Genomic DNA, 25,633 nt, shown 5'->3' with positions numbered 1-25,633 from the left:
AGATTATTTTTTTATCCATTTCTTTACGATTGATTTAGTTAAATCTTTACTCGTTACCAGTCCTTTGATGAATCGATGTCTTAATTGCTGCGCTTTATTATTGCCAGTGAGTGCATGATAATCGTAAAATGTCAGATCAGCTGAACAAAGTTCCAGTATTGAATGAAGCTTAGCTATATATTCCGTTGTCCCAAATTTTGCTGCTATTTCTATATATTCCTTCAGTAATTGCAATGTAGCCAAGTCACCCTTGTTTTTTGACCAACCATTTTTCACAAGGTAATAGACTATTAAATAGTCCATTCTGTAGCTGTAATATTGCTTTACGTTCTGACTGTGAAATTCAAGTAGTCGATTGACACGTTCTCTGACTTTCAGCGCATCTCTTAAGTATTCATGATAAGCATTTATGTCTGAAGTAATTGAATGTTCATTTGTCTTATTATACAAATAGACACACTTATCAAACATGACTACATTATTTTGAAAAACTGTTATGTTAAAAGTATGTTCCTCACAAAATGTCACATCTTCATCAAAGGATAATGCAGCTATGGCCTTTCTTCTATATAATTTTCCACCGGGTCCAATGGATTGTATCATTTGCGGGTAATGCTCTAATGTGGCTCTGCTTAAATTTGGAAAGTCATTATATGTATTAATTGGCTGAATACCTTTAGAAGTTACTGCTGCAATGGTTCCTATGTAGACATCTCCATCAGGGAAACGTTCTTTAGCATCTTTATAATGTGTAACAGCATCTTCAGGAAGCTGGTCATCGCTATCAATAAATAATACATAATCACCTGTTGCTTGTTTTACACCGTTGTTGCGTGCTGCCGCTGCTCCTTGATTATTCTGCCATTTATAAATGATTTGAGGATATTTTTGTTTCAATTGATCAATGATAACTGCACTATTATCTGTTGAACCATCATCTACACAGATTATTTCTGTTATTTCCTTGCTTAGCAACGATAAGAGTGTACTTTCAATCGTTATTTCTGAATTATAAATCGGAATGATAGCAGAGATGCTCATCTTTCCACTTCCTTTTGTATAAATTGAACAACTCGCTCAGTAGCATGACCATCATTATAAGTATTCCAAAATTCATTAATAATAGAGTTTTCTTCGTAATTTTTTATCGTATGAATTAACGTTTCAAAATCATAGGCCTTATTTTTTTGAGACATCTTATAATAAAACTTATTTAATCCTCTAAGGTGTGCATACTTTTTTTCGTCATAACTATAGAATATTACTTTTTTATTATTGAGTGCTGCTTCAATAGCAAGTGAACTGTAATCAGTAATTACATATTCTGACTCTTTAATTATCTTTTCAATGGATATATGATCGCTTTGACCTAGGGCAGGGTGCAGTTTTACTACAATATCATAATCAGGAAATTCTGCTGCAAGTATATTTTTATCAAAGTGATAATCATTATCTTGGTAATCTCTATACGTTGGAACATATGCAATTAAACGTTTATTTTCAGATGATATAGGAAAATATTTATCAAGTCGTGGCAATCCGTAATATAAAAATTGACTTTCCGAGGCATCGAGTGAATGATTGAAAATGTCTGCCATAGTATGGGATGCTACTAAATAATAATCTGTTGCATGATAAACCTTCTTATAATCTTCTATCATTTTGCTATCAGCATTTTGAATACTTCTATCTTCAAGGCCAAATTGTTTCAGTGCTCCAGCTGCATGCCATGTCTGAATTACAGTTGCATGTGAAGTGTCAATAGCACCAAGCATCAGATAATAAGTATCGATAACAATAACTTTAGAACTTTTAATGGCCTTTAACTGTTTGACACTTTCTTTCATGGATAGTGAAATTTTGTTTATCTGATATCCTTCGATAACAGACTCATATTTAGGATGGTATAATAAATTGATTATAAACTTATCAGTCTGAATGACAGCTTCCAGAACTGGGATAATATCATCACTGAACGTCATCATAAATGTAATTTCATTGCATGAACGAGGCTTTAATATTTTATCCAATTTTTGTAATCCTGACAAGTAAAGCTGTTTTTTTATATTTTTCATATAATAATCTCCTAACTCTATTAACCATTTGAGGTGTTGTCATTGAAAATTATTTTTATTGTCCATAACCTTTTTTTTCCAGGGGGAACTAATAAAGCGATAATCAATCTAGCCAATGGACTAGCTGAGGCAGGTCATAAAGTCGCCATTACGTCTGTTATAGCACGTAAGCAATCGTTTTTATTCGAACTTCATTCAGCAATTGAGCTGGACACTATTGTCCCTTATGATTTAAAGCATCCTAAAGGAATCATAATTAATCGACTAAGAAAATACACTCCATTATTCAAACCAGTTATAATGTCAGAGCAAGAGACAGGCTATGACCAATATAATCGCTATATTGAGTATAAGATTAAGGAATATGTCTCACTTCAGTCGAATTGTTATATTATAGGGACGCGTCCTATTATTAATATGTTAATAGCTGATTCTGAAGCTCCAGCTGTACACAAGATTGGCATGGAACATGCTATTCTAAATTCTCATGCTCCCACTATTCAGAAAAAAATGAAAAACTATTATCATCAACTCGATGTTTTAACTACGTTGACAGAGCAAGACCTCATAGATTACAAAAAATTACTTCCAGAACTAACTGTCGGCGTACTTCCTAATATCGTAACAGTTAACGCTAAACCAAAAACAAAGCGAAATGTCATCGTGGCTGCTGGTCGCTTTGAATATGAAAAAGGCTTCGATCTACTCATTGAAGCCGTTCATTTGAGTCATGATATTATTACAGCTCATCAATACAAAGTAGAACTTTACGGTTCAGGTAGCGAGAGAGAGAAATTAGAGTCATTAATAAAGCAATATCATCTTCAGAAACTCATTACCATTCTTCCACCACATGAACATCTAGATGAAATAATTGCTTCTTCCGCTATCACTTGTGTCCCTTCAAGATTTGAAGGTTTTGGAATGGTTATATTTGAAGCAATGCTGCTGCGTTCACTTGTTATTACTTTCGATTGTCCGAATGGACCGAAAGAACTGTTAACAGATCAGTTAAATGCATTGAAGGCAGAAGAGCAAAATATACAGTCATTATCAAATAAAATCAATAGTGCTATTACATCAAATAATGACTTAATTATAGAACAGGGTTATGTTAAAGCCCAGAGCTACAACTGCGCTTCAATCATTAATCGCTTTTTAAAAATCCTGCCATTGTAAAGTTGGCAGGATGAACCAAACGATTCATCCTGCCATTAAATTACATAAAATCACTGAAACGATTTCTGAATTTCATGTGAAGATAACTTCCTAAAATAAAAAAGACAACGACAAAAATAATATTATATACTGCCAACTGCCAATGTTCTATGAAATACCACTTATGATACAAAATAGCACTACGATAACTATTTGCAATGAAGTATACAGGATTTAACTTTAAAAAGAACTCAAGCGTTGTATTATGATTTACCCATAAAATTGGTGAAGCATAAAATAAGATTCTAAGTATGGATTGTACGAGCATCTGAACATCCCTTATTAATACGCCGAGAGTTGACGTCAATAATGTAACAGACAAGCTAAAGATATAAACAAAAGGAATATAAATCAATAGCTGTAAGATATGAATTGTCGGAAAAATCCCGAAGAACATACAGATTAATACGACAATCAGTACAAGAATGATATGACCATAAAACTTACTCATAAGAACATAGCTCGGTATAGTTGATAAAGGGAAATTCATTTTTGCTACTTGATTATATTTTGTGGCAATGGATTTAGTACCATCCAAAATCCCTTGATTAACAAAGAACCACATGCTGATTCCAACTAACAGCCATAGAACAAATGGCACACCTTCAACTGGACTATTATTACGTATGCCATAACCAAATACTACCCAGTACACTGCAATTTGAATAAGAGGATTGATTATTTCCCAAGTAAGTCCAAGATAATTATCATGATTTGCAATCTTCAGCTGAAATTGTGCGAGTCTATTTATCAAATAAAAATTGTTAATCTGTTCCTTCAAAACAAGCACCGTTGATTTCATTTCTTTCCCACTTTCCTAAATTAATCCTTGTCAGCCAGATGAGCGTGAGGATCCATTCTTTCATTGAAACGCTGCTTTCTTACTTCCCATAAAAATAATGGAATAACAACCGCCCTCTTCAAACGCTTATAATCAGTAAGAATACGATATAACCATTCAAGGTTCAATTTTATAAAAAATTGCGGGGCACGTTTAACATTACCACTAAATACATCAAAAGAACCTCCAACACCCATCATAACAGTATGATTAAAATGATGCTTATTGTAATATATCCAACTCTCTTGTTTAGGATACCCCATTGCAACAAATATATAATCGGGTTTGAACTTTTTCACTTGCTGTAATCTTTTATAATCATGCAAATCTTTATAACCATGTTTTGCTTTGAATTTTATATTTGGATATTGCTCTTTTAATTTTTTTTTGCATTGTTTAACCGTTTCTTTAGAAGCACCTAACAAGAAAACTCGTTGGTGCTGTTGATTTGCAATTTCAAGCATCGTCTCCATTAACTCTATACCAGGCACACGCTCTCTTAGAGGACGTCCAAGAGTTTTAGCAGCTTTTACGACACCTATCCCATCAGCAATAATATAATCAGCTGCTTTAATTCGAGTCATATAATTATCATTAGTTTTAGCATAGTAGACAATCTCAGGATTTGCCGTTACAACAAACAAGTTATCTTTCGTTTCAGATTGTGAAAAATCATGTACAATCTGATTCATTTCCTGCATGGTAACGTTGCTAAATGGAACACCAAGAACTTCCACCCTTTTGTCTATCGGTTTCTGTAGGATAGCGATTCCCTCCCATTTCAATCAACTATAGAACGTATTTAATTTACATGATTTTAATATGTTTTACAATACTTTTACATTATAGCGTTTTAGTATAGAAACGGTTATGGCTATTAATTTTCATTGATTTGTAATAAAATAGGTTGAAAATGAATTAAATTATTTGCGATTGGAATGAATGTATGAAACCCTCGGTTGAATTTCACAATGTTACTAAAGAGTATAAGATTTTCAGAAATAATAAGGAACGGTTAAAAGATGCTTTTCTTCCAAAACATAAAACACGACGATTTCATGCATTAAAAGATATATCCTTTAGTGCATATGAAGGTGATATCATCGGTCTTGTAGGTATTAATGGTTCCGGAAAATCAACATTAAGTAATATATTGGGTGGATCAGTACCTCCATCCGATGGTACTGTGATTAAAAATGGTGAAGTTAATGTTATCGCTATTAACTCCGGTCTCAATACTCAGCTCACCGGACTAGAGAATATTGAATTCAAATTATTGCTAATGGGCTTTAATAAGCGTGAGATTAAAGAACTCACACCAAAAATCATTGAATTTTCAGAGCTCGGGGAATTCATTCATCAGCCCGTCAAAAAGTATTCCAGCGGTATGAAATCTAAGCTCGGCTTTGCAATCAGCGTGACAATTGATCCCGACATTATTGTAATTGACGAAGCATTATCAGTAGGAGATCAAACATTCACGCAGAAAAGTCTTGCAAAGATGCAGGAATTTAAAGAAGCCGGTAAAACTATATTTTTTGTAAGTCACAATTTAAAACAAGTAGAAGATTTTTGTTCAAAAATTATCTGGATTGAAGGCGGCCGAATCAAAGAGTTCGGTGATGCAGAAACTGTATTAGCTAATTACAGAAAATTTTTAAGGAGTTATAAAAAACTTACAAATAAAGAACAAAAAAATTTCAAAAAATCACTGGATGAAACGAGATTTTTTATTAAATAGCTTGTTAATTCAAAATATTCTAAGTATAATCGTATGATTTAAATAAACATAAGATAAGGTGACCAAGCGATGAATAAATTATTTAAAGCATTACTTATTGTATTAAGCTTGAGTTTAATAATAGTTCCAGTGACTTATGCCAGTTATTTGTATTTCACGACTAAAGGCGCAGTTAATCAATCCTTCACAAATGGAACTAAGAAATCCGATTTAAGACCGAATGGTGTTAATCCGGCAATGGATCACGTATCCATTTTATTTCTCGGTATAGACGACAGTCTCAGCAGAAGAAAAAATGGACAGGATGTTTCTGAAGCAAGAACAGATGCTATGATTCTTGGTACATTCAATCGAGACAAAAAACAAATCCGGCTTGTCAGCATTCCACGTGATACTTTGGCTTATATCCCATCCGTCAAATACTATGACAAAATTACCCATGCACATGCAGATGGCGGCCCTGTTTCTTCAATGAATGCTGTCGAGCAGTTATTCAATGTACCCGTCGATTACTACGCACGAGTCAATATGCAGGCTTTTGTGGATATCATTGATGAACTGGGCGGTATTTATTTCGATGTACCATTCGATATGAATGAACCCACTAAAAATGATAAAGGAAGAATCAAAGTTAAAGAAGGCTATCAGCTGCTTAATGGTGATCAAGCACTTGCTTTAGTAAGAAGCAGACATGTGGATACCGATCTCGGTAGAGGACGACGTCAAATGGAAATGATTGAAGCGATTGTCAAAAAAGCACAAGGTACAGATTCTCTTTCAAAACTTGATGAATTAGTTGAAATCGTTGGTAATAATGCAAAGCACAACTTAACATTCAATAACATTACATCCCTGGCATCATTTTACTCATCCAAAGATGTTGAGTTTGAACAATCTCAGTTAAAAGGCACAGATTATATGTATAATGGGGTCTACTATTACAACCCAGTATTCAAAGATATTGCACGTATTTCTAAACTTGTAAGAAAAGATCTTGGGTTACCCGAAGGCAAAAAAGAAGACCTGCTTGATTATAAAGTCATTTCTCTGTACGGCGACCTCATTCCACTCAAAAAATTAGATATCAGCGAACTGGACGAACAATTACAAGACAACGAAACTAACAATAAAGATGTCCAATCAGACGATAATCAAACAACTGATGAGTCCACAACTGAAACACCAGTGACACCACAACCGGTTACAGAAACACCAGTTATAACAGAACCGGTTACAGAGACACCAGCAACTGCAGAGACACCTGTTGAGTCCAATGAGCCGGTTGCACCACAAAATTCAAATAATACAAATCCTACAGTCAATACGCAACAGTCGACTGAAACGTCCAATCAACAATAGAAAGGAATGAGTTGATGAGTCAGCGTAAAACTTATGAAAAGTATGAACAGATTAATCAGATGTTTGACCGTCTGGAGCATCAGATTGTTCACGCTGGAGATCTTGAGTACTTTCGTTCACAATTTTTCTATCTCGATGAATACCATCGTCAAAACTACGAATCTTTGAGAATCTATTATCATCAAGCACATGAGAGCCCTATTATCGACGGGGCGTGCTATATACTCGCTATTCCAGAAATATTCAATGTCGTCAATATATTCGATTATGAAGTTCCACTTGATTTTGTCTTTGAAGATGGCCAATTGAGTGAAACCTTTAAATCACTAAACGTCTACTATCAGTACATGATAGCTGCGGTTCTCGAAGTGTCAGACATTAAAATCTTTGAACCATCAGGTTATTCGCTAGGTATGACGAATTGGAACATTACACAGATGAAACTGTTCTGGCAGTATACAGCTATTATTAGAAGACATGCATTGTAGTTACGCTGTTCACCTAGCAATGAAGACCGGGACAATTGTCCCGGTCTTTTTTTCATTTTGTATACGATATATAGTATGATAAGTAATTTCAGATGAATGTCACCTTGAGTAAAATTTTTAATCTTCAAATAAAAAGTAATATAAAGTTTAGTTATACTATATACTTCAATAAGTAAAATTATTATAATATTTATACAATTATCAATTTCAACTACGAAAGGATGCATTATGGATAATAAATTTTACTTTAGAGCACCCGCTCTACTACTCATGATGTTTGCTGCACATACTACGGCAGCTCATGCTTCTGAAAATGAATCAACTGACCTACAAACTGATGACTCTTCTTATCAACCACCTACTACTCTTGATCAAGTAGAACCAAACTTATCAGAAACACGTTCCGCTCATCCTTATAACGTTGTAAAATCAGTCAATGCAGCAGATCTGAGCAATATTCAGACAGCTCCTGAGAAACTTGACACTGTTTCTATAGAACCAATAGAAACAGTGCCAAATGAACATGAAGCGACAGTGACTGCTCCGACTACTAAGGATACACAATCAGAAGAAATTTCTTCAAAAGAACCTCTCTCATCTGATGAACCATCTGCAGACAAAGTCACTACTGACAAACAGCCTGTAGCGGTCACTACTGATGACTCCTTAAACAGTAATGTCAACACTACGAAAGAACCAATCAAAACAGCCGTCCCGGAAAATAATATCAGCAGCACTACTAACAGTTCAGCTGAAACTCCCAAACCAGTAACAGAAGCAGCTGTCACTGATGACCAGCGTCAGAAGTCAGCTGAAACTGTGAAGCCACTCTCTTCAACTGAAACAACTACTGCAGCGTCGAAAGCAGTGGTCAGACCTAAACTTACTTTACGTTCAACTAAGGCAACAACACTAACTTCAACAGTGAAGAAAACAGCATCAGATATGTCAGTCAATGACTATATTAAATATAAGAACTATGAAGTACCAAAATATGAAGAAGATTTCTCTACTGATATCCCCAAAATTGCTTATCGTGCAGGTGTTGGTGCTCCTGAAGGTATTATCGCACATGAAACTGCTAATAACACATCGACCATTGATGGTGAAATTGCTTATATGAAACGTAATTATCAAAATGCCTTCGTTCACGCATTTGTCGATGATAACAGAATTGTCGAAACTGCACCGACCGATTATCTCGCATGGGGAGCAGGTCCTTATGCCAATAGTCGATTCATACAAGTCGAACTTGTCAGAGTTCAAGGAAAAGACCGCTTCAGCAAAGCGATTAATAACTATGCTGATTATATTGCTACTAACTTGTTATATTACAAACTGCCTGTTGACAGCGCTGAATATGACGGGACGGGGACATTGTGGTCTCATAAAGCGATATCCAATTATATCGGTGGAACCGACCACACAGATCCCTATGGATGGTTCGCGGAGAACAACTATACATTTGATGAACTTGTTTATCTCGTAGCAGAAAAGTACAACTATAAAACAAGTGGTATTCCAGCAACAACGCCTGCTCCACCGACAACGCCGGCACCTGCTCCGGTAAAGACAGGTCAAATCACTACAACCGCTGTCTCAAAGATGGTCCGTATTAAATCTAAATCATCACCAGTCTACAGCAGTGTATCAGATGTAAATAGTCAGGAAGCTAATTCAAAATATGGTGTTTCATATTATGTGAACAAAAAAGCAGTGCTCAATGGTGTAACTTATTATTCACTACAAGATAACGAAAAAGTATCACGTGGATGGGTTGAAGCCAAATATTTAACACAGGCAGCAAGAAGCGCTGAGAAAAAGATTACGACAAAATATACTATTAATTCTAAAGTGAGCGGAATTTATTCAGTACCATGGGGAACAAGTGCACAAAAAATTAATGATCTCAAGTCTTCCATTAACAAATCATTCTCCCCCAGCAAGAAAGTAACTATTAATAACACACCGTACTATTTTGGCACTATTAATAAAATGACTGGATGGATCAACGGCTCTCACCTCACGCTGAATGTCGGACCGACACAGCTGAAAACAGTTGATATGATCGGTAGAACATCATCCAAAGGTGCCACTTATTATACTGATAGTAAAATCTCTAAGAAAGCTGCTAAAAAGTTAGTGAATATGCAGTACTATATTGATAAACAAGGAATGAAAGGTTCAACGAAATATTTCAGAATTGTTGATAGTGCTAATAAGATGGTTGGCTGGGTCAGTGACAGCGGCATTAAACAATCTTCTCATAAAGTCGTAAATTATCAAAAGGCACCTTACGTGATCAATAACACAAAAACGTATGTCTATCATATCCCTGGTGGAAGTGCATCGCAGCGTGTTGCTCCCTTAACTCACCTCACAAGTAAAGTGTTCAACGTCGTTAAAGCTGAACAAGTAGGTTCAGCGCTATGGTACAAAGGTACCATTGCCAATACGCGTACAATCGGGTGGATTGCAGGAAAGTATTTAACAAAACAGACGATTAAAACTAAAAAAGCGCCTGATTCTTTAAGTTCAGCTGTCAAAAAACAAATGAAGCTTAAAAATTCAAAGCCTCAAGTCAGTTATATCAAGAGCAATGGAACTCATGCGTGGCGAAATGCTACTACTGCGGAAGTGAAGCGGGCAATGAATACCAACAATACGATGAATGATTCTGTTCAGAAGTATCAGTTCCTTGATCTTCATTCCTCTCAGGGAATATCTGGTTCACAGCTTAATAAGCTGCTAGTCGGTAAAGGAGTTCTTGAAGGACATGGAGATGCATTTGCTAAAGCAGCGAAGACATTGAATATCAATGAAATTTATTTAATCAGTCATGCACTGCTTGAAACAGGTAACGGTACAAGTGCCCTGAGTACAGGATTAGGATATAATCGTAAAACAGGTAAAGTTACTACAAAATCTTCAGTGAAGTATTATAATATGTTTGGTACAAAAGCGACTGATAAAAACGTAGAAAATGGCGGCATTAAGTATGCCTATGAGCAAGGATGGAATACGCCGGCTAAAGCCATTGTCGGCGGTGCAAAATATGTTGCTGACAGCTATTTTAAAAATCAGCAGGTCACCTTGCATCAAATGCGCTGGAATCCTGTTAATACAGGAAGTCATCAATATGCAACTGATATTAACTGGGCTTCAAAAAATGCTTCTCGTATAGCCCAATTCTATCAGCAGCTTGGACTTGAAGGTCTGAAATACTTTATTCACCGTTATGACCAGTAATAAAAAACACTGTGAACAAAATTAATGTTCACAGTGTTTTCTATTGAAATTAATTAAAATCTAAATGGATCTCGTATTACGAATGAATCGTAAATTTTTTCAAGTAAAATCATTAGTTCTTGAGCTTCATCATTACTTAATTCTTTCATAAAATTATGAACGACCTTTGCTTTAATATCTTCAGCTTTTTCCAGCACTTCTTTACCCGGCCCTGTAACTTTTAGGACTGTAGAGCGTAAGTCGTATATACTTTGTTCCTTATAAACATAACCATTATCCACTAACTTTTTGATGGCACGTGAGACAGCAGTCTGTTCCTTATTCAATCGATAGATGAGTTTTTTCTGAGTCATATTATCTTCAGCAGCAATTATTTCCATCATATACAACTGTTCTCTTGTCAAGTTAACATCAGATAATTCTGTCGAAGTAAAATCATCAATTTTTGAATTCATTATGTAAATTAATTGCCCAAATCGTTTTAAGCGGTTTTCATCCATGCTTTGTCTCCTTCAATTCTGTTAACATGAATTATAATGCACCACAATTAGTTTATCAACTATTTATTAAATTTTAAATAATGATTGTATACTATTTAATGGCTATTTTAGTTTCACCTGTGCATATATTCTCTGATTCAGGGTAATGGGATATTAGTTTTGTAATGAGAAAGTAGGTTATGATATGGCTAAAACACGCGATCATTATTTCGATAACGCAAGATTCTTCTTAATTGTACTTGTCGTTTTCGGTCATCTTCTTCGATCGTTTGTCACAGAAAACCATTTCCTTCAAGCACTCTATATGTTCATCTATAGTTTTCATATGCCTGCATTTGTACTCATTTCTGGTTATTTTGCAAAAGGAATCAATAAACCAGGGTATTTGATTAAATTGGTAAAGAAATTACTGATACCTTATTTAATCTTCCAGACCTTTTATGCTTGTTATTACTATTTTATCGATGATGTGAAATCAATAGACGTCAACCCGTTTGATCCTCAGTGGGCGATGTGGTTTTTACTGAGTCTGTTCTCATGGCATGTCATGCTGTATTTAGTGAAAAATTTCAACATGATAATCGTTGTTCTCTTATCGTTTCTTGTCGGAATCATAGTAGGTTACTTTGATTTCATTAACAATACTTTAAGTTTATCCAGAACATTTGTATTTTTTCCTTTGTTTCTATTAGGCTATTATGCAACCTCCGAACATTTTAATGTCATCAAAAATAAAAAATATTTACCATTATCGGTTGCAAGTCTTGCAATTATTTTCACCTTTTATATGTTGACTGACTTTAACTTCGAATGGTTGTTTGGTAGTAAGCCCTACAGTTCATTAGAGAACGCCGATATTTACAGCGGTGTGAAACGTGGTCTAATCTATATCGTCATAATCGTTAGTACGTTCAGTTTTTTGAACATTGTACCAAAAAGAAATTTAACACTCACTTATATAGGCTCCAGGACGATGTTTATCTATCTGCTTCATGGACTGTTCATCGGCTTGTTTCGTGCAAATGGCTGGGATAAGGCATTTGGAGGTAATATGATGATTATCATGTTAGGACTGCTGATTATGTCTGCACTTATCGTCTATATATTCAGTCATAACATGACAAAGAAAGTAGCTGCACCTGTAGTTGAAGTTAAAAATCCACTGAATTAAAAAGCTTCCAGCGAACTGGAAGCTTTTTCTATTTTCTATTTTTTAATTGAGATACTTTATCAGCTAAACTTAACGCGCTCTTAACACTTCTTCTATTAAGAGTGGCATTTTTAAAATTTAACTCATCTTTTAATTGTTTATTTTGTTGTTTTATTTTTTTTAATTCAGCAGTTAATTTAGCTTCTGTCTTTGATTTAGACTTAACAGGTGTACTATGCAATTGTTGTAAACGTTTTGTCTGTTCAGTTGGTGAAACTGCAATAATAGGATGGACAATCTCTGAATTTACAACTTTAGAATCGAAGTCTGTCTTTCCACCATAATTATAAATATGATCAAGATCATTTTTGTTAAGGAAATCAATATAGTTATTAAAGTTTCGCTTTTGCATCTTTTCAGGACTATGGAAATCAACTTGTTCAATTAAATCAAATATCGTTGTATCATCAGTTACTTCATTAGCCATCACATGAGTCAGTTGATGATACTCAGCAAGTTCTCTCATTCGTGCATCTTTAGGAAATAGGATACTTGGTGTCCCTGCAATAGTTGCTGTGATATTACCATGAAGTCTTGCGCCAAAACTTAAATCAACCGTTCTCAAAAATTCAATCCAATCATGAGCCGATAAGAAGTAGTTCACTTTATCTTCTTGATAGAGACGATGTGTAAGACTTGTTGGATATGTCAATTGATCTTTATTATCAATGTCAGGTCCTCCGTAGTAGGTTAATTTCAATTCTTTCATCCATTGTGGAATAAAAGTAATATCATTAAATTCACGTTGAGAGCGCTCTAAAAATTTCAATAGATTTTCAGGAGATAGTCTTGAATTATTAATAGCTACTTTTGAGTCTTTATTAATAACAGTATCTCTTATTATCAAATCAGGACCAAATGTATACATTGATGGACAACCGATAACATGGTGATCAATACCCTCTTTAAACCCTAGTCTTGTTAAATAATCTGAAGTAATTTGTCCTCGAAGTCCAATGATATTAGAATGATTCAATACAGCTTTAATAAACTCTTTAACTGTTTCATCGAATGCAAAACCTTCATTCAATTTCGGTTCGAAAGGGGCTCTTAATCCAACGCCTATCACATATACCGGAATGGTTAAACGATTAATTAATTTTGTATAGTTCTCCAATGTAGAAACAAAATCTGTTCTAAAAGCGTCTGCAAGTGGAATAATATAACCATCATACTGCTCATTAATTTCTGCAGCTTTGTCTGGATTAATTTTGTAATCATCTGGTTCGATGATAACATTATCAGTCTGTAATGTCCGATATATACTATTCTGATAAATCAAATTACCTACATTACTTCCAATAAGATTTTTATTCATCACTTCTAAAGCAGTGTTACTTTGAAAGGGAGTTTTTCCAGCTCTCATTAAAAATTTTTTCATCTCTTTTAATTTCTCCTTTAATACTGTGTGATACACTTAGTAAATCAATCGTATATTTTATTAATTATACCGGATATAAATATTTTTATCACTTATTCTATACTGTATAATAAACAATAAAAAAGGATGGTTACATGTCTTTATCATTAAATCAATATGCTGAAAAATTAGAAGTTCCCGGCATTAGAAAATTCTCTAACCGAGTATCTGAATTTCCTGATGCGATTAATTTAACTGTCGGTCAGCCGGACTTTGCAACGCCGGCTATTGTTAAACAAGCTTTGATTGATGCTGTCAACTCTAACTATACGACTTATTCACATAATCAAGGGCTGCTGGAACTTCGTCGCTCAGTCAGTACATTTATGCGCGATAAATATTCAGTCGACTATCCTGCTGAAGATATATTAATTACTAATGGTGCTTCTGAAGCCATTGACACGGCTTTTAGAACTATTCTAGAGCCTGGTGATGAAGTCATTTTGCCAGGTCCCATATATGCCGGCTACATCCCAGTGATTGAAAATATGGGGGCGCATGTCGTTGTCATCGATACTACTGCTAACCATTGTAAAGTGACGCCGGATATGATTGCATCAGCTGTTACTAAGAAAACGAAGGCTGTAATGTTGAATTATCCGAACAACCCTACCGGTTCTGTACTGTCGTATGAGGAAACAGCAGATCTTGCTCACTATTTGGCTGCACAAGATTTCTATATCATCAGTGATGAAATATATAGTGAAAATACATTCGGGCAGCAGCATGTATCATTTGGCAGTTTTAAGTCGCTTCACCATCAGCTTATCCTAATTAATGGATTAAGCAAATCTCATGCGATGACAGGTCTAAGAATCGGTTTTTGTATGGGACCATCCAAACTGATGAAGCATATAACGATTGTCCATGCCTATAACTGTATATGCGCCAATGTCCCCGCTCAACATGCGGCGATTGCTGCTGTCACTACTGCTAAAGACGCAGCAATTGAAATGAACAAAGCCTATATCGAGCGTAGAGATTACTGTATCAGCCATCTGTCAAAAATGAATCTTAACTGTATTCCCCCTAATGGCGCTTTCTACTTATTCATAGATATTCGTCACTTCGGTCTATCATCATTTGATTTTGCTAACATGGCACTTGAGAAATATGGCGTAGTCCTTGTACCGGGTTCAACATTCACTGAAGCCGGTGAAGGCTATGTGAGATTAAGCTATGCTTATCATAAAGACATTCTTGCTCAAGGCCTTGATCGCCTCGAAACAATGACAAATGAATTAAATGCCGTTCCATGCGAAAGACGGGAATCCTGATACAGGATTCCCGTTTGTTCAATAATCATATTTGATTTTCTGCTCTCTGATCTTTTTCTGATAATCAACCATCGACAGCGCCCTTTCATACTGTCTTCTGACAAAAGACTCAGGCAGTGAACTCAATAATATAGCATTGTTTGTAAAGACAATCTGTTCATCGACATAATCATAGAAATAGTTGCTGTTAATATAATAGCGGCAGTAATCGGTCTGCTTATGCAGCGGAAAAAAAGCAATCCCCATTTCTGAGTCAATGACAATCGGTATAAACTGTTTTATTTTATGCACTTTTTTTGCAGTGGTACGTCTTGCCTTCATATTGCTGCCAAGAAAAATCAGCGTTTGATTGAGCAATTTATCTGGATCTGTATCGACGCTGATGGTATTCCCATTTCTTAACACAACTTCTGTCTTTCCGTGAGTAGATTCATCTCTTCTCAAAAATACAACATCATTATTCACTGTATCGATGACTTTTCCTCCTTTCTCTATTAATAACTGAATTATATAAGTAATCAGCCGCTAAAAACGAAAACCATCATTATTTTTAATAATCTTGCTGATTATTTTTAACATATGTTGCAATTACTTAATTCCGTTAAATTTCATTTAACTTTTTGTTGATTTATGATTGACCTATCCGGAAATTCATCGTTTATGCATAGACAGAAACAGGCGAAGATGTTTGAAGAATGGAAATTGCAATACGACCGTATGATTTATCATCTCCTTCATCAATTCCAGATTAAATATGATTTTGATGAATTTTATCAGCTCGCTTTAATCAGACTATGGCAGCTTGAAAAAAGCTATGATTCTGAACGCTCACCAAATAGAGATCAGTTTGTTTATTTAAAGTTAAAGTTCTATATCATCGATGAACTGAGAAAGAAAATTAAGTATCAGCAGCGTCATCCTGTCACATCAGACGAGGCATTGATTTCTTTAATTGATTGTCAATATAATAGTTATGCGAGCCTATATTTAGAAGGAATCCCTGAATTATTAAGTGAAGATGAACGTATTTGGTTTCAGTATGCACTATCCGGCTATAAAATCTCAGAAATTGCCTTGCTGACCAATAAAAGTCCTTCAACGATTAAACGCTGGAGAAAGAATGCCCGTGAAAAAATATGTAAAAACAATAGTTTAACATTTAAAAATGAGCCATAATTTAGTATAATGTCGATTAGTACGTTTTTAGGAGGAACATTATGACAATTGCTAAGGTAGGAAATATCGTTGAGTTTCATGATGGATTACGCGGTAAAGTAGAGAAAGTCAATGAAAACTCCGTGATCGTTGATCTGACTATTATGGAAAATTTTGAACAACTTGATTTACAGGAGAAAACTGTAATCAATCATAAGCGTTATACAATCATAGACGAGGTATAGTATGTCTACTAAAAAGCCATTAACATGGTTTGTCATCACTTATCTTATCTTTCAATTGATCGTTATACTGATGCGTAATGATGAACAAGTATTCTGGCATATTATGACTGGTCTGATGCTGTTTGCTTCAGTCAGCTATTTATTCTATGAGCGCAGCATTGAATCGAAAAGAATTCCTACTTCCGTTGGCGTAGGAATTGCTGCAAGCTTTGCCATTGTTATCGTTCATACATTGATTTCATATATCATTAAAGACGTTCATTACTTCCATATTTTAAAGACCCTTGTCACTGTTGGTGTCTATTATAAATGGCAGTTGATTATTACCATGGTCGTCACTATACCATTACATGAACTCTATATGAGAACTATGCTGCAGCAGCGACTGATGGAACATACAAGTAAATGGGCGGCAGTTTTGATAACAAGCCTTGCATCAGCATTACTTTTTGTCTGGACATTGAATTTAGAGCTTGTCTTGTTCATCTTCGTAATCCAGTGCATATTAGCAGTCAGCTACGCTTACACAAAACGTCTGATCACTCCAATGATCGGACAAATTCTCGCCATCATCATACTGATTTTGATTCATGCCCGCTAATAAGAATCAAATCACAGCGAAACGGAAATCCTAAAAGATTAGGATTTCCGTTTCGCTGTCTTTATAGTTCTGCTTACGATTCATTTAATGTCTGCAAATGGCTTTCAAGACGTTCAATCATATGTCTGTCATATATTTGCAGTAAATCTTCATGGTGTATCATGTCACTGTATTGTCTGTAGATATAGTCTGTCGTGCCGACAATGTAATGTGCATCGGGTTCAAGAGAGAGCGTCACACGCTGTCCAATAGGTTGTGACAAGTCAATTGAGTAATCGAAGCCGCGCCAGTCAGTAATTACAGTCGGATCCATCATCTCTTCCCGGATATGTATCCCATCATCATCATATAATGCAGCGGCACTCCGCTCCATGATTCTTTTGATCTGATTACCTGTCAACGTCAGCTGTACAGGATGATCAATACTGATATAAGATTCGTACAGATCATGGTGCGTGACACGCCCTTTTAAACCTCGTGCTTTCACATGAGGAATGTGGCAGCACGTAATTTCTGCAGTACATGATTTTAATATGTCATGAAGCATCGCTTTAAATGGATGCGGCTGCATGAAATCTTCATAATGATTCAGAGCTAGATGTTCATCCACTACAGCAACTTCACTCTTCAGCCATTTTCTGAATACTTTTTCCTCGTAGTACACCACATCTTTCAATTGTTCATCTTCATGATAGACCGTCAAATCAACTAATGTAGAATCACTGCCCACTAACTCAAAGGAATTTGTCCGTTCTCTGAACTGGAGGTGTATATGGCAGAGATGGCTCATGTTGCTTCCCGCCTGGATGAACAATGTGTCATCAATCATCTTATTGATGGTCTGTTTTTGATGTCCCGTAATCATGACATCGATACCTTCACTTGCCTGGATGATGGCTTCTGCTTCGTTACTTGTTAATTCTTTGTAATCTGAATGATGAACGAGTTCATTCAATCCACCATGATAAAGTGCAATGACAAAGTCAGGATTCTCTTTGTCACGCATATGGCGGATCCAGCGTTTTGCCGCTCTCACTGAATCTTCAACCGCAAATTCACCTACTGTTTCGACCACTTCTTTTGACATCAGGCCTCTTGAAGTAATGCCAATAATCCCTATTTTCATTCCTCCGAATGTCTTAATGATATAAGGAGAGTTGAAGTAAGGTTCTTTTGTCCGCGCATGCAGAATATTGGCAGACAAAAAGGGGAAGCTGGCCATTGCCTGGGCTCTATTGAAATAAGCAAGGCCATACCGAAATTCATTCGGACTGATACCACTTGCATCGTACTTCATTTGATTCATCAAAGTAATCATTGGATTACGAAATTTATTCTTATAGCGCGAAAAGAAATAAGTACTGACTGAACCGCTCAAAGCATTCCCATTATCGATGAGCAGCAGATGATCTGACGCACGTCTCACCATTTTGACGTATGTCGATGCCTTCATAATACCGACATCATTTTCTGTTGGAAAGAGTGCCCCATGAATGTCATTTGTTGCTATAATATGAATATCGATTAATTCTTGATTCATATATATCACCTATCCACGTTTTCTTTAATTATAACAAATGAGCGTCCAGGAGGTTTAACAGTTTAATGAAACAACTGAAAAAACATATCATTATAAATCTTCTTGTGACGCTTATATTGTCATCCTTTATATTTGTCATAATGCTTCGCGACTATAATGAAAATGAACTGAACAGAATTGACAGAAACATTGCGATACATCAGCAGCATATTGAGACGTTATTCAACGATGCATCTGCTACAATTGATAATTTAGCGACAGTCGTTGCTCTGAGCGAGGGCAACACTCAAATTAACCAGGCCATCAATTCTATAAAAACACAGGAGCCAAGATATAAAACCATCTATATATTGAACAAACAGAGCAAAGTTGTTAATTCTTCGAGCCGTAATATACTCGGTAAAAAATTAGAAGGCTATGATTATTTCAATACTCATCTGAACTTAAATAATGTCGCCATCAGCGGCCTTGAAAAAGATAGAAACGGAATGGATGTTATCTATATTTCAAAAGCCATACCCAATAACTCTGATAAAGTTCTCGTAGTTATAGAACTGGATATTAACGGATTGATTTCAGTGATTGATGCTATTCAATCTGATAGCACCATTACGATTACGGATAGCGATAATCAAACCATTTTTGAATCAAAGGATCCGAGGAAAACCAACCTATCAAGAACTGTATCATTCCAAAACATGCAGTGGAAGCTCACCATCACCTCCAACCAGCCTGTTGTACTAAAAACATTAAAACAGAGTTTGATTGTTATGCTCATTATCAGTCTCGCGACAGCAATGATTCAGCTGTTCAATCATAATAGAGAAGTTCATACTGAACGTCAGAGATTGATTGAAGAAATCAATGTACAGAAAAAAGAGCTGATCGGTATGCTCGCTGCCAACACTGCTCATGAAATCAAGAATCCACTCACTTCAGTCAAAGGGTTTGTCGAACTCATTGAGCTGACTTATGATAAGGAACATAAAAACGCTCACTTTTCGATTGTTAAGAGTGAACTTGACCGTATCAATGATATCGTCAGCCAGTTTTTACTCCTGGGTCGTCCTACCGCTGCAGTTGATGATTCTGTAGATATCAATGACGTAGTTAAAGACACATTGACATTTATGAGATATGAACTTGAACTCTACAATGTCAGGTTAATCAGTAAATATCCGGACTATCCACTCTATATCCCAATATCGAGCGATCAGCTTAAGCAAATATTGATCAATCTTATCCAGAACGCTATTGAAGCCATCCCGAATGACCGTCAAGGAATTATTGAAGTGAAAGTCAGTCATCGTGATGATGTCTTTCTGTCTATTCGTGATAATGGTGAAGGAATGTCAAAACAAACTGTGCAGCATCTGTTTGATACATTTTACACGACCAAACCAAGTGGTACTGGACTCGGTCTTTCAGTCACAAAGAATATCATCGAAACGAATGGCGGTACAATTTCTGTAGATAGTGAGCCAAATATCGGTACCACCTTTATCGTTCATTTTCCTGAAATCAAATCATTTAAGGTCCACCTACTATAATCAGAATAGGTGGACCTTAAATGATTAATACATGTTAATCAGCCGATCATAATCCGCTCTTTAGGATATCTGAACTTATCTGGTTCAGCCTTTCCGCCGAGCATAATAATAAAGGATATCAGTCCCACTCGCCCGACAAACATTAGAAACATAATGACAAACTTGGATGGTGTAGACAAGTCGTCTGTAATTCCGAGTGATAAACCACATGTCCCGAAGGCACTCATGACCTCAAAGAAGATGGACAATAGATCGATTCTACCATTCTCAAAACTTAGAATGAGCGTCAAACCAGTGAAACAAATGACGATTGCAAGAATCATTACAGCAAATGAGCGCTGAATATCAATCGGATGAATTTCTTTGTTGAATACTTTGATTGTCGTTCTTCCATTACTGAAGTTCAGCAGAAATAGAATTAAAATGGCAAGCGTCGTTGTTCTGATCCCCCCGCCTACGGAACTAGGTGAAGATCCTATAAACATGAGCCCTCCCATAACAAACTGTGTAGCTTCAGAAAAACGAGTTAAATCAATAGTGGTCAAACCGGCACTCCTTGTCGTCGCTGACTGGAACATAGCATAAAAGATTCCTTTATGCCATGTTTCGCCTTTAAAAGCGTGATTGAATTCCAGTAAATAGATTGCGATAAAACCGATAGTCAGTAACAGTATATAAGTGCTCACTGTCACTTTAGCGAACAAACTGAATCTGAAGTTGGGTACTTTGTTCGTTAAATACGTCTTCATCTCTATGATAACCGGGAAACCTATGGCACCTAATATAATCAGCAGCATCGTAATGGATTGAACAAAGTAATCACCGGCATAGGGATTTAAGGATTCTCCTGTAATATCAAGACCGCCGTTCGTTGTCGCAGATACACTGGCAAATAACCCATGATAAAGCGACTTCGTGATTGAATGAAAATCCTTATAGAAATAAAAAGCGAGCATCAATGCACCGATCAATTCAATCATCAGCATGGTTTTAACGATTTCTTTGATCAGTGCCACTGCACCAGACATCTTATCCCGATTATTGTCGACCATGATCAATTGACGTTCCCGCATACCAATTTTCTTGCCGAGCAGTACCCAGATCAATGTACCCATCGCCATCACACCGATACCACCGAAATTAAGTATGACAAGTATCATCATCTGTCCGAAGATGGAATAGGAATCTGCAATAGAAACAGGGGTCAGCCCTGTGACACTAATTCCTGATACTGCTACAAATAACGAATCGACATAAGAAATATTAACGCCGGGGCGATGCACATAAGGAATTCTTAGCAGCAGAAATGAGATGAGCATGGCAACGAGATAATATAACACTATCCCTTGCTGAGGTGTCAGTTTTTCAAATAATTTTTGCATGTACTATGTCACTTCCTCATTTCAACTTGGCTTTTACAGTTTCCTGCTTGCCTTGTCTATAAAAGGTTATATTAAGGTCATCACCTATTTTTTTGTTATAGTAAAGGACTTTTCTGAACTGAACTAAACTTTCAATAGGCGTATCATCAATTTGAGTGATGACATCTTTTGTTGCAAGACCTGCATCTTGAGCCGCTGAGCCAGTATCAAACCCTGTAATTACGACTCCTTTATTGACCGACTCAGGTAAATTAATCTGAGCTCTGACCGCATCTATTTCAAGGTTAGACAAATCTTCTACCATCACTCCGAGTGAGGGTCTTTTGATTTCACCCTTATCTTCAAGTATGGCCGTGATTTCTTTGACTTCATTAGCCGGAATAGCAAAGCTGATGCCTTCTACATTATCCAATGATATTTTTAATGCATTTATACCGATCAATCGCCCTTCTTGATTGATCAGAGCACCGCCTGAATTCCCCGGATTAATAGCTGCATCAGTCTGCAGTACATTGGCTTCATAATCATATTCCCCGTCATTGTCAAAATCTACAGGAACAGAACGGTTTTTTCCTGAAATAATACCTTGAGAAACACTACCTGCGAATGCCTGACTCAAAGGGCTGCCAATAGCAATTGCTGTTTCTCCGACGACAACGGAATTACTGTCAGCAAACTCGATATGATTTTGTATTTTACCTTTTGGAATTCTCAGCACTGCTAAATCAGTCCATTGATCAGAGCCCATGACCTTAGCGACTTGCTTTTCATTGTTTGTCATCGTCACTTCAATAGTATTCGCATCTTTAATGACATGTTCATTCGTAACGATATACGCATACTCGTCTGTCACTTTGTATATGACACCACTACCTATCCCTAACTCATCCGTATCCGGCTTCTCGCTGCTCTCTAATAGATCAGAAGCTTTCTGACTATTGATGACGCTGACGACATCATCTCTCACCTGTTTGATAGCTGTTTCAGTTGTTTGTCTCTGTGGCGCAGGTTCTTCTGTCTTCTGATTCATAAACAGCATCGCAAACAAATACATCAATGCAGCACCTAGCAGCAGACCAAGTGCCAGCCAAAGCCAAAATGGCGAACGCAAGCCACGCTCATGAGATTGTGGTTCTGCATGCATCTCTTCGACTTGATGATCTTGACTAGTACTGTCAGTCGGCGTTATTTCCTCACTAGGTTCTTCTGCAGCTGTCACAGGAATTGTTTCTTCACGTGATTCCTCATGATGTTCTTTATCAAAGAAATGCCTTCTCCTTCTTCGATAATCAGCTCTGTTAATCGTAATCTTTTTCATTATTGCCTCCACAAAAAAACTTAGTATTTCCATTATACAAAAGAAATACTAAGTTTAATATAATCGATTCTGTTTATCTACTGGCTGTCAGCATTTTTCTGACCTGATAACCAGCCGACTACCAATATACCAACGAGTACAGTCCAGAATATCGTCTGCCATAAGACAGAATGCGGGAAGTCGTGCGGCAGTATACCGATTTGTTCATGAGCAAGAACTATTACTACAAGTTTAATACCTACCCAGCCGACTATCGCAAATGCTGCAGCTTCCAGTGCTGGATATTTCTGAAGCAGCGCAACAAACCAGTTGGCAGCAAAACGCATGATGATTACACCCAGCATACCACCGATGAACATCACCGTGAATTGGCCGGAATTCATTCCGCCGAACTGTGGACCAACTTCAGGCAGCGTAATGGCAATCGCAATGGCAGCAAGCATAGAGTCAATAGCAAAAGCAATATCTGCAAGCTCTACTTTCAGTACAGTCATCCAGAAGCCCTTACCACCTGTTTTAGCAGGACCTGAAACAGATTCAACGAGTTCTTCCTCCTCAGCAGCAGGTGATGCATCTCTCATTTTGAAAAATTGGTACAGATTTTTAATAGATATATACAGTAAATAGGCAGCACCAATGGCCTGGATTTCCCATATATTTGCAAGATAACTGATTACAAATAATGAAACAAGTCTAAAAACAAACGCTCCTAATAATCCGTAGAATAATGCTTTTTTTCTTTGATCTTCTGGTAAGTGTTTTACCATAACTGCCATCACAATCGCATTATCTGCAGCAAGCAGCCCTTCTAGAACGACTAAAACAATGACTACCCAGCCATAGGTCAATAAAATACTTGGATCCACTAGGATTCCCCCTGATTAGTTAATTCAATCATTATAACAGACTATACAACTTAATTTCCGGAAATTTGTCTTCAAACCATCTCGTCGCAAATTCATTCTCAAATAAGAACACTTTGTTGCCGAAACGGTCATCAACAAGAATGGAGCGGCTGGAGTTCATCGCCTCACGTATCTCGTCTTCATTCTCAATCCATCGTGCAATTTTTTTACCGACAGGTTCCATGATGACATCTACATTATATTCATTGTTCATCCGGTGTTCAAATACTTCAAACTGTAGTTGCCCGACAGCTCCTAAAATAATCTGATTCGTATATAATGTCCTGTATAGTTGAATGGCACCTTCCTGCACCAGCTGTTCAATCCCTTTATGAAAATGCTTCTGCTTCATCACGTTTTTAGCACTGACTTTCATGAATAGCTCCGGCGTAAACTGAGGCAATTTTTCAAAATGAAATTTTTGGTTGCTTCCAACCAAAGTATCACCGATCTGATAGTTACCGGAATCATACAGACCGATGATGTCACCACTGACTGCATGATTGACCGTTTGTGTGTCGTCCGCCATAAATGATGTTGATCTTGATATTTTAAGCTTCTTATTTGTGCGAGTCAGCGTGACATCCATCCCTCTTTCGAACGCACCGCTGACGATTCTCATGAAAGCAATTCTATCACGGTGTGCAGGGTTCATATTCGCCTGAATCTTAAAGATAAACCCTGAAAAGTCACTATCAAATGGTTCAACAACATCTCCTTCTACTGTCAGACGGCCACCAGGCATCGGAGCAAAATCCACATAAGCGTTCAAGAAATTCTGTACGCCGAAATTAGAAAGTGCTGAGCCGAAGAATACCGGGGTTAAATCACCTGTCTGTAATTTTTCTTCATCAAATGACTCACCTGCTGCATCTACCAGCATCAGTTCTTCAATGGCTGCTTCAAAAGCACTGTCACTTTCAATTGGATGACTCTCAGTCAGTTGATAGTCTTCATCCAGATGAAGCAGATTTTCTTCATCTCTGAACGGTTCAATCGTGCGTGTTCTGCGATCAATGATACCGAAGAATGATTGACCCATCCCAATCGGCCAGTTCATAGGATAAGTCTCAATTTCAAGCGTCTTTTCAATTTCTTCCAGTAATTCAAAAGGTTCTTTCCCGACCCGGTCGAGCTTGTTGATAAACGTGAATATAGGAATGCCGCGCATCTTACATACTTTGAAGAGTTTCAATGTTTGTGGTTCGATCCCTTTAGCGACATCGATGACCATGACCGCACTGTCGACGGCCATTAATGTCCGGTAAGTATCTTCAGAGAAATCTTCATGTCCAGGCGTATCAAGAATATTGATTTTAAAGTTATCATAGTCAAACTGCATGACCGAACTAGTGACGGATATTCCACGTTCTTTCTCAACTTCCATCCAGTCACTCGTTGCGAATTTACCCGTTTTTTTTCCTTTAACGGTACCCGCTTCGCGAATCGCTCCGCCGAATAACAGTAATTTTTCAGTTAATGTCGTCTTACCAGCATCTGGGTGTGAGATGATGGCAAATGTCTTTCTCGCTTCTACTTCTTCTCTTAATGTCATATAG

23 protein-coding genes are annotated in these 25,633 nt (G+C 36.7%); 11 read left to right on the top strand and 12 right to left on the bottom strand.

From position 1 onward, the window contains the following. Positions 1-3: 3 nt before the first annotated feature. Entirely contained in the window at positions 4-1,041 is a 1,038-nt protein-coding gene (locus tag AC3IPL_RS03580) for a glycosyltransferase family 2 protein (RefSeq protein WP_489241822.1), read from the bottom strand. Continuing rightward, entirely contained in the window at positions 1,038-2,075 is a 1,038-nt protein-coding gene (locus tag AC3IPL_RS03575; protein WP_489241821.1) for a CDP-glycerol glycerophosphotransferase family protein, read from the bottom strand. Before AC3IPL_RS03575 ends, AC3IPL_RS03580 begins: the two co-directional genes overlap by 4 nt. 42 nt (positions 2,076-2,117) lie before the next feature. On the opposite strand from AC3IPL_RS03575, the gene AC3IPL_RS03570 reads away from it, so the two are divergent. Next, on the top strand, positions 2,118-3,254 hold the full coding sequence (locus tag AC3IPL_RS03570; protein WP_489241820.1) for a glycosyltransferase: 1,137 nt from the start codon (positions 2,118-2,120) through the stop codon (positions 3,252-3,254). A 40-nt stretch (positions 3,255-3,294) separates the two neighbouring features. Here the strand turns inward: AC3IPL_RS03570 and AC3IPL_RS03565 are convergent, their stop codons facing one another. Together AC3IPL_RS03565 and tarA are read right to left on the bottom strand one after the other, a co-directional pair. Further along, positions 3,295-4,095, bottom strand: coding sequence for an ABC transporter permease (locus AC3IPL_RS03565; RefSeq protein WP_489241818.1), 801 nt, complete (start codon positions 4,093-4,095; stop codon positions 3,295-3,297). A gap of 20 nt (positions 4,096-4,115) precedes the next feature. Next, positions 4,116-4,898 (bottom strand): N-acetylglucosaminyldiphosphoundecaprenol N-acetyl-beta-D-mannosaminyltransferase TarA, encoded by a 783-nt coding sequence (tarA, locus tag AC3IPL_RS03560; RefSeq protein ID WP_489242253.1) that lies wholly within the window; start codon positions 4,896-4,898, stop codon positions 4,116-4,118. A gap of 182 nt (positions 4,899-5,080) precedes the next feature. Between tarA and tagH the strand changes: the two genes are divergently transcribed. From tagH to AC3IPL_RS03540, 4 genes are all read left to right on the top strand, one after another. Beyond that, on the top strand, positions 5,081-5,875 hold the full coding sequence (gene tagH, locus AC3IPL_RS03555) for a teichoic acids export ABC transporter ATP-binding subunit TagH (protein WP_489241817.1): 795 nt from the start codon (positions 5,081-5,083) through the stop codon (positions 5,873-5,875). Between the two features lie 69 nt (positions 5,876-5,944). After that, complete coding sequence (locus AC3IPL_RS03550; RefSeq protein ID WP_489241815.1) at positions 5,945-7,234, top strand: LCP family protein; 1,290 nt, start codon at positions 5,945-5,947, stop codon at positions 7,232-7,234. A gap of 14 nt (positions 7,235-7,248) precedes the next feature. Next, on the top strand, positions 7,249-7,722 hold the full coding sequence (locus AC3IPL_RS03545) for a DUF2538 family protein (protein ID WP_489241813.1): 474 nt from the start codon (positions 7,249-7,251) through the stop codon (positions 7,720-7,722). A 228-nt stretch (positions 7,723-7,950) separates the two neighbouring features. Further along, positions 7,951-10,971, top strand: coding sequence for an N-acetylmuramoyl-L-alanine amidase (locus tag AC3IPL_RS03540; protein ID WP_489241812.1), 3,021 nt, complete (start codon positions 7,951-7,953; stop codon positions 10,969-10,971). Positions 10,972-11,024: 53 nt separating this feature from the next. On the opposite strand, the gene AC3IPL_RS03535 is transcribed toward AC3IPL_RS03540, so the two are convergent. Then, the gene (locus AC3IPL_RS03535; RefSeq protein ID WP_489241811.1) at positions 11,025-11,471 is read right to left on the bottom strand and encodes a MarR family winged helix-turn-helix transcriptional regulator; all 447 of its coding nucleotides are present in this window, start codon (positions 11,469-11,471) and stop codon (positions 11,025-11,027) included. A 184-nt stretch (positions 11,472-11,655) separates the two neighbouring features. Here AC3IPL_RS03535 and AC3IPL_RS03530 point away from each other — a divergent pair, with 184 nt between their 5' ends. After that, positions 11,656-12,642, top strand: a complete 987-nt coding sequence (locus AC3IPL_RS03530; protein ID WP_489241810.1) for an acyltransferase family protein — start codon at positions 11,656-11,658, stop codon at positions 12,640-12,642. Between the two features lie 28 nt (positions 12,643-12,670). Here the strand turns inward: AC3IPL_RS03530 and AC3IPL_RS03525 are convergent, their stop codons facing one another. Then, positions 12,671-14,062, bottom strand: coding sequence for a polysaccharide pyruvyl transferase family protein (locus AC3IPL_RS03525; protein ID WP_489241809.1), 1,392 nt, complete (start codon positions 14,060-14,062; stop codon positions 12,671-12,673). Positions 14,063-14,196: 134 nt separating this feature from the next. Here AC3IPL_RS03525 and AC3IPL_RS03520 point away from each other — a divergent pair, with 134 nt between their 5' ends. Continuing rightward, positions 14,197-15,378: an aminotransferase class I/II-fold pyridoxal phosphate-dependent enzyme gene (locus tag AC3IPL_RS03520; protein WP_489241807.1), complete on the top strand. Its 1,182-nt coding sequence runs from the start codon at positions 14,197-14,199 to the stop codon at positions 15,376-15,378. Positions 15,379-15,396: 18 nt separating this feature from the next. On the opposite strand, the gene AC3IPL_RS03515 is transcribed toward AC3IPL_RS03520, so the two are convergent. Then, positions 15,397-15,822, bottom strand: a complete 426-nt coding sequence (locus AC3IPL_RS03515; protein WP_489241805.1) for a competence protein ComK — start codon at positions 15,820-15,822, stop codon at positions 15,397-15,399. 216 nt (positions 15,823-16,038) lie between these two features. Here AC3IPL_RS03515 and AC3IPL_RS03510 point away from each other — a divergent pair, with 216 nt between their 5' ends. Genes AC3IPL_RS03510 through AC3IPL_RS03500 form a run of 3 tightly spaced genes read left to right on the top strand, consistent with a single transcriptional unit; the run spans position 16,039 to position 17,379 of the window. After that, positions 16,039-16,554 (top strand): sigma-70 family RNA polymerase sigma factor, encoded by a 516-nt coding sequence (locus AC3IPL_RS03510; protein ID WP_489241804.1) that lies wholly within the window; start codon positions 16,039-16,041, stop codon positions 16,552-16,554. A 41-nt stretch (positions 16,555-16,595) separates the two neighbouring features. Beyond that, positions 16,596-16,778: a YkvS family protein gene (locus tag AC3IPL_RS03505; RefSeq protein WP_489241802.1), complete on the top strand. Its 183-nt coding sequence runs from the start codon at positions 16,596-16,598 to the stop codon at positions 16,776-16,778. 1 nt (position 16,779) lies between these two features. Further along, entirely contained in the window at positions 16,780-17,379 is a 600-nt protein-coding gene (locus AC3IPL_RS03500) for a CPBP family glutamic-type intramembrane protease (RefSeq protein ID WP_489241801.1), read from the top strand. 73 nt (positions 17,380-17,452) lie between these two features. Here AC3IPL_RS03500 and AC3IPL_RS03495 read toward each other — a convergent pair whose 3' ends face one another. Further along, complete coding sequence (locus tag AC3IPL_RS03495; protein ID WP_489241800.1) at positions 17,453-18,919, bottom strand: bifunctional metallophosphatase/5'-nucleotidase; 1,467 nt, start codon at positions 18,917-18,919, stop codon at positions 17,453-17,455. 65 nt (positions 18,920-18,984) lie between these two features. Here AC3IPL_RS03495 and AC3IPL_RS03490 point away from each other — a divergent pair, with 65 nt between their 5' ends. After that, positions 18,985-20,469: an ATP-binding protein gene (locus AC3IPL_RS03490; protein WP_489241799.1), complete on the top strand. Its 1,485-nt coding sequence runs from the start codon at positions 18,985-18,987 to the stop codon at positions 20,467-20,469. A 38-nt stretch (positions 20,470-20,507) separates the two neighbouring features. On the opposite strand, the gene AC3IPL_RS03485 is transcribed toward AC3IPL_RS03490, so the two are convergent. From AC3IPL_RS03485 to AC3IPL_RS03470, 4 genes are all read right to left on the bottom strand, one after another. Continuing rightward, positions 20,508-21,851 carry a TrkH family potassium uptake protein gene (locus AC3IPL_RS03485; protein ID WP_489241797.1) on the bottom strand — a complete coding sequence of 448 codons (1,344 nt, stop codon included), beginning with the start codon at positions 21,849-21,851 and terminating at the stop codon, positions 20,508-20,510. A 16-nt stretch (positions 21,852-21,867) separates the two neighbouring features. Continuing rightward, on the bottom strand, positions 21,868-23,169 hold the full coding sequence (locus AC3IPL_RS03480) for a S1C family serine protease (protein ID WP_489241795.1): 1,302 nt from the start codon (positions 23,167-23,169) through the stop codon (positions 21,868-21,870). Positions 23,170-23,246: 77 nt separating this feature from the next. Then, complete coding sequence (locus tag AC3IPL_RS03475; protein ID WP_489241793.1) at positions 23,247-24,035, bottom strand: TerC family protein; 789 nt, start codon at positions 24,033-24,035, stop codon at positions 23,247-23,249. Between the two features lie 31 nt (positions 24,036-24,066). Then, positions 24,067-25,629 (bottom strand): peptide chain release factor 3, encoded by a 1,563-nt coding sequence (locus AC3IPL_RS03470; RefSeq protein ID WP_489241791.1) that lies wholly within the window; start codon positions 25,627-25,629, stop codon positions 24,067-24,069. Positions 25,630-25,633 lie beyond the last annotated feature (4 nt).

Source organism: Macrococcus sp. GL_134, from assembly GCF_057834705.1.
The sequence above is the reverse complement of the archived record's forward strand: the minus strand, read 5'-3'. Positions and strand labels throughout refer to the sequence as shown.

Excerpts from the sequence above, each read along its gene's own strand:
- AC3IPL_RS03580 (WP_489241822.1), bottom strand. The coding sequence starts at position 1,041 with ATGAGCATCTCTGCTATCATTCCGATTTATAATTCAGAAATAACGATT.
- AC3IPL_RS03565 (WP_489241818.1), bottom strand. The coding sequence starts at position 4,095 with ATGAAATCAACGGTGCTTGTTTTGAAGGAACAGATTAACAATTTTTAT.
- AC3IPL_RS03550 (WP_489241815.1), top strand. The coding sequence starts at position 5,945 with ATGAATAAATTATTTAAAGCATTACTTATTGTATTAAGCTTGAGTTTA.
- AC3IPL_RS03575 (WP_489241821.1), bottom strand. The coding sequence starts at position 2,075 with ATGAAAAATATAAAAAAACAGCTTTACTTGTCAGGATTACAAAAATTG.
- AC3IPL_RS03535 (WP_489241811.1), bottom strand. The coding sequence starts at position 11,471 with ATGGATGAAAACCGCTTAAAACGATTTGGGCAATTAATTTACATAATG.
- AC3IPL_RS03490 (WP_489241799.1), top strand. The coding sequence starts at position 18,985 with ATGAAACAACTGAAAAAACATATCATTATAAATCTTCTTGTGACGCTT.
- AC3IPL_RS03525 (WP_489241809.1), bottom strand. The coding sequence starts at position 14,062 with ATGAAAAAATTTTTAATGAGAGCTGGAAAAACTCCCTTTCAAAGTAAC.
- AC3IPL_RS03545 (WP_489241813.1), top strand. The coding sequence starts at position 7,249 with ATGAGTCAGCGTAAAACTTATGAAAAGTATGAACAGATTAATCAGATG.
- AC3IPL_RS03540 (WP_489241812.1), top strand. The coding sequence starts at position 7,951 with ATGGATAATAAATTTTACTTTAGAGCACCCGCTCTACTACTCATGATG.
- AC3IPL_RS03495 (WP_489241800.1), bottom strand. The coding sequence starts at position 18,919 with ATGAATCAAGAATTAATCGATATTCATATTATAGCAACAAATGACATT.
- AC3IPL_RS03480 (WP_489241795.1), bottom strand. The coding sequence starts at position 23,169 with ATGAAAAAGATTACGATTAACAGAGCTGATTATCGAAGAAGGAGAAGG.
- AC3IPL_RS03500 (WP_489241801.1), top strand. The coding sequence starts at position 16,780 with ATGTCTACTAAAAAGCCATTAACATGGTTTGTCATCACTTATCTTATC.
- tagH (WP_489241817.1), top strand. The coding sequence starts at position 5,081 with ATGAAACCCTCGGTTGAATTTCACAATGTTACTAAAGAGTATAAGATT.
- AC3IPL_RS03470 (WP_489241791.1), bottom strand. The coding sequence starts at position 25,629 with ATGACATTAAGAGAAGAAGTAGAAGCGAGAAAGACATTTGCCATCATC.
- AC3IPL_RS03510 (WP_489241804.1), top strand. The coding sequence starts at position 16,039 with ATGCATAGACAGAAACAGGCGAAGATGTTTGAAGAATGGAAATTGCAA.
- AC3IPL_RS03505 (WP_489241802.1), top strand. The coding sequence starts at position 16,596 with ATGACAATTGCTAAGGTAGGAAATATCGTTGAGTTTCATGATGGATTA.
- AC3IPL_RS03485 (WP_489241797.1), bottom strand. The coding sequence starts at position 21,851 with ATGCAAAAATTATTTGAAAAACTGACACCTCAGCAAGGGATAGTGTTA.
- AC3IPL_RS03530 (WP_489241810.1), top strand. The coding sequence starts at position 11,656 with ATGGCTAAAACACGCGATCATTATTTCGATAACGCAAGATTCTTCTTA.
- AC3IPL_RS03520 (WP_489241807.1), top strand. The coding sequence starts at position 14,197 with ATGTCTTTATCATTAAATCAATATGCTGAAAAATTAGAAGTTCCCGGC.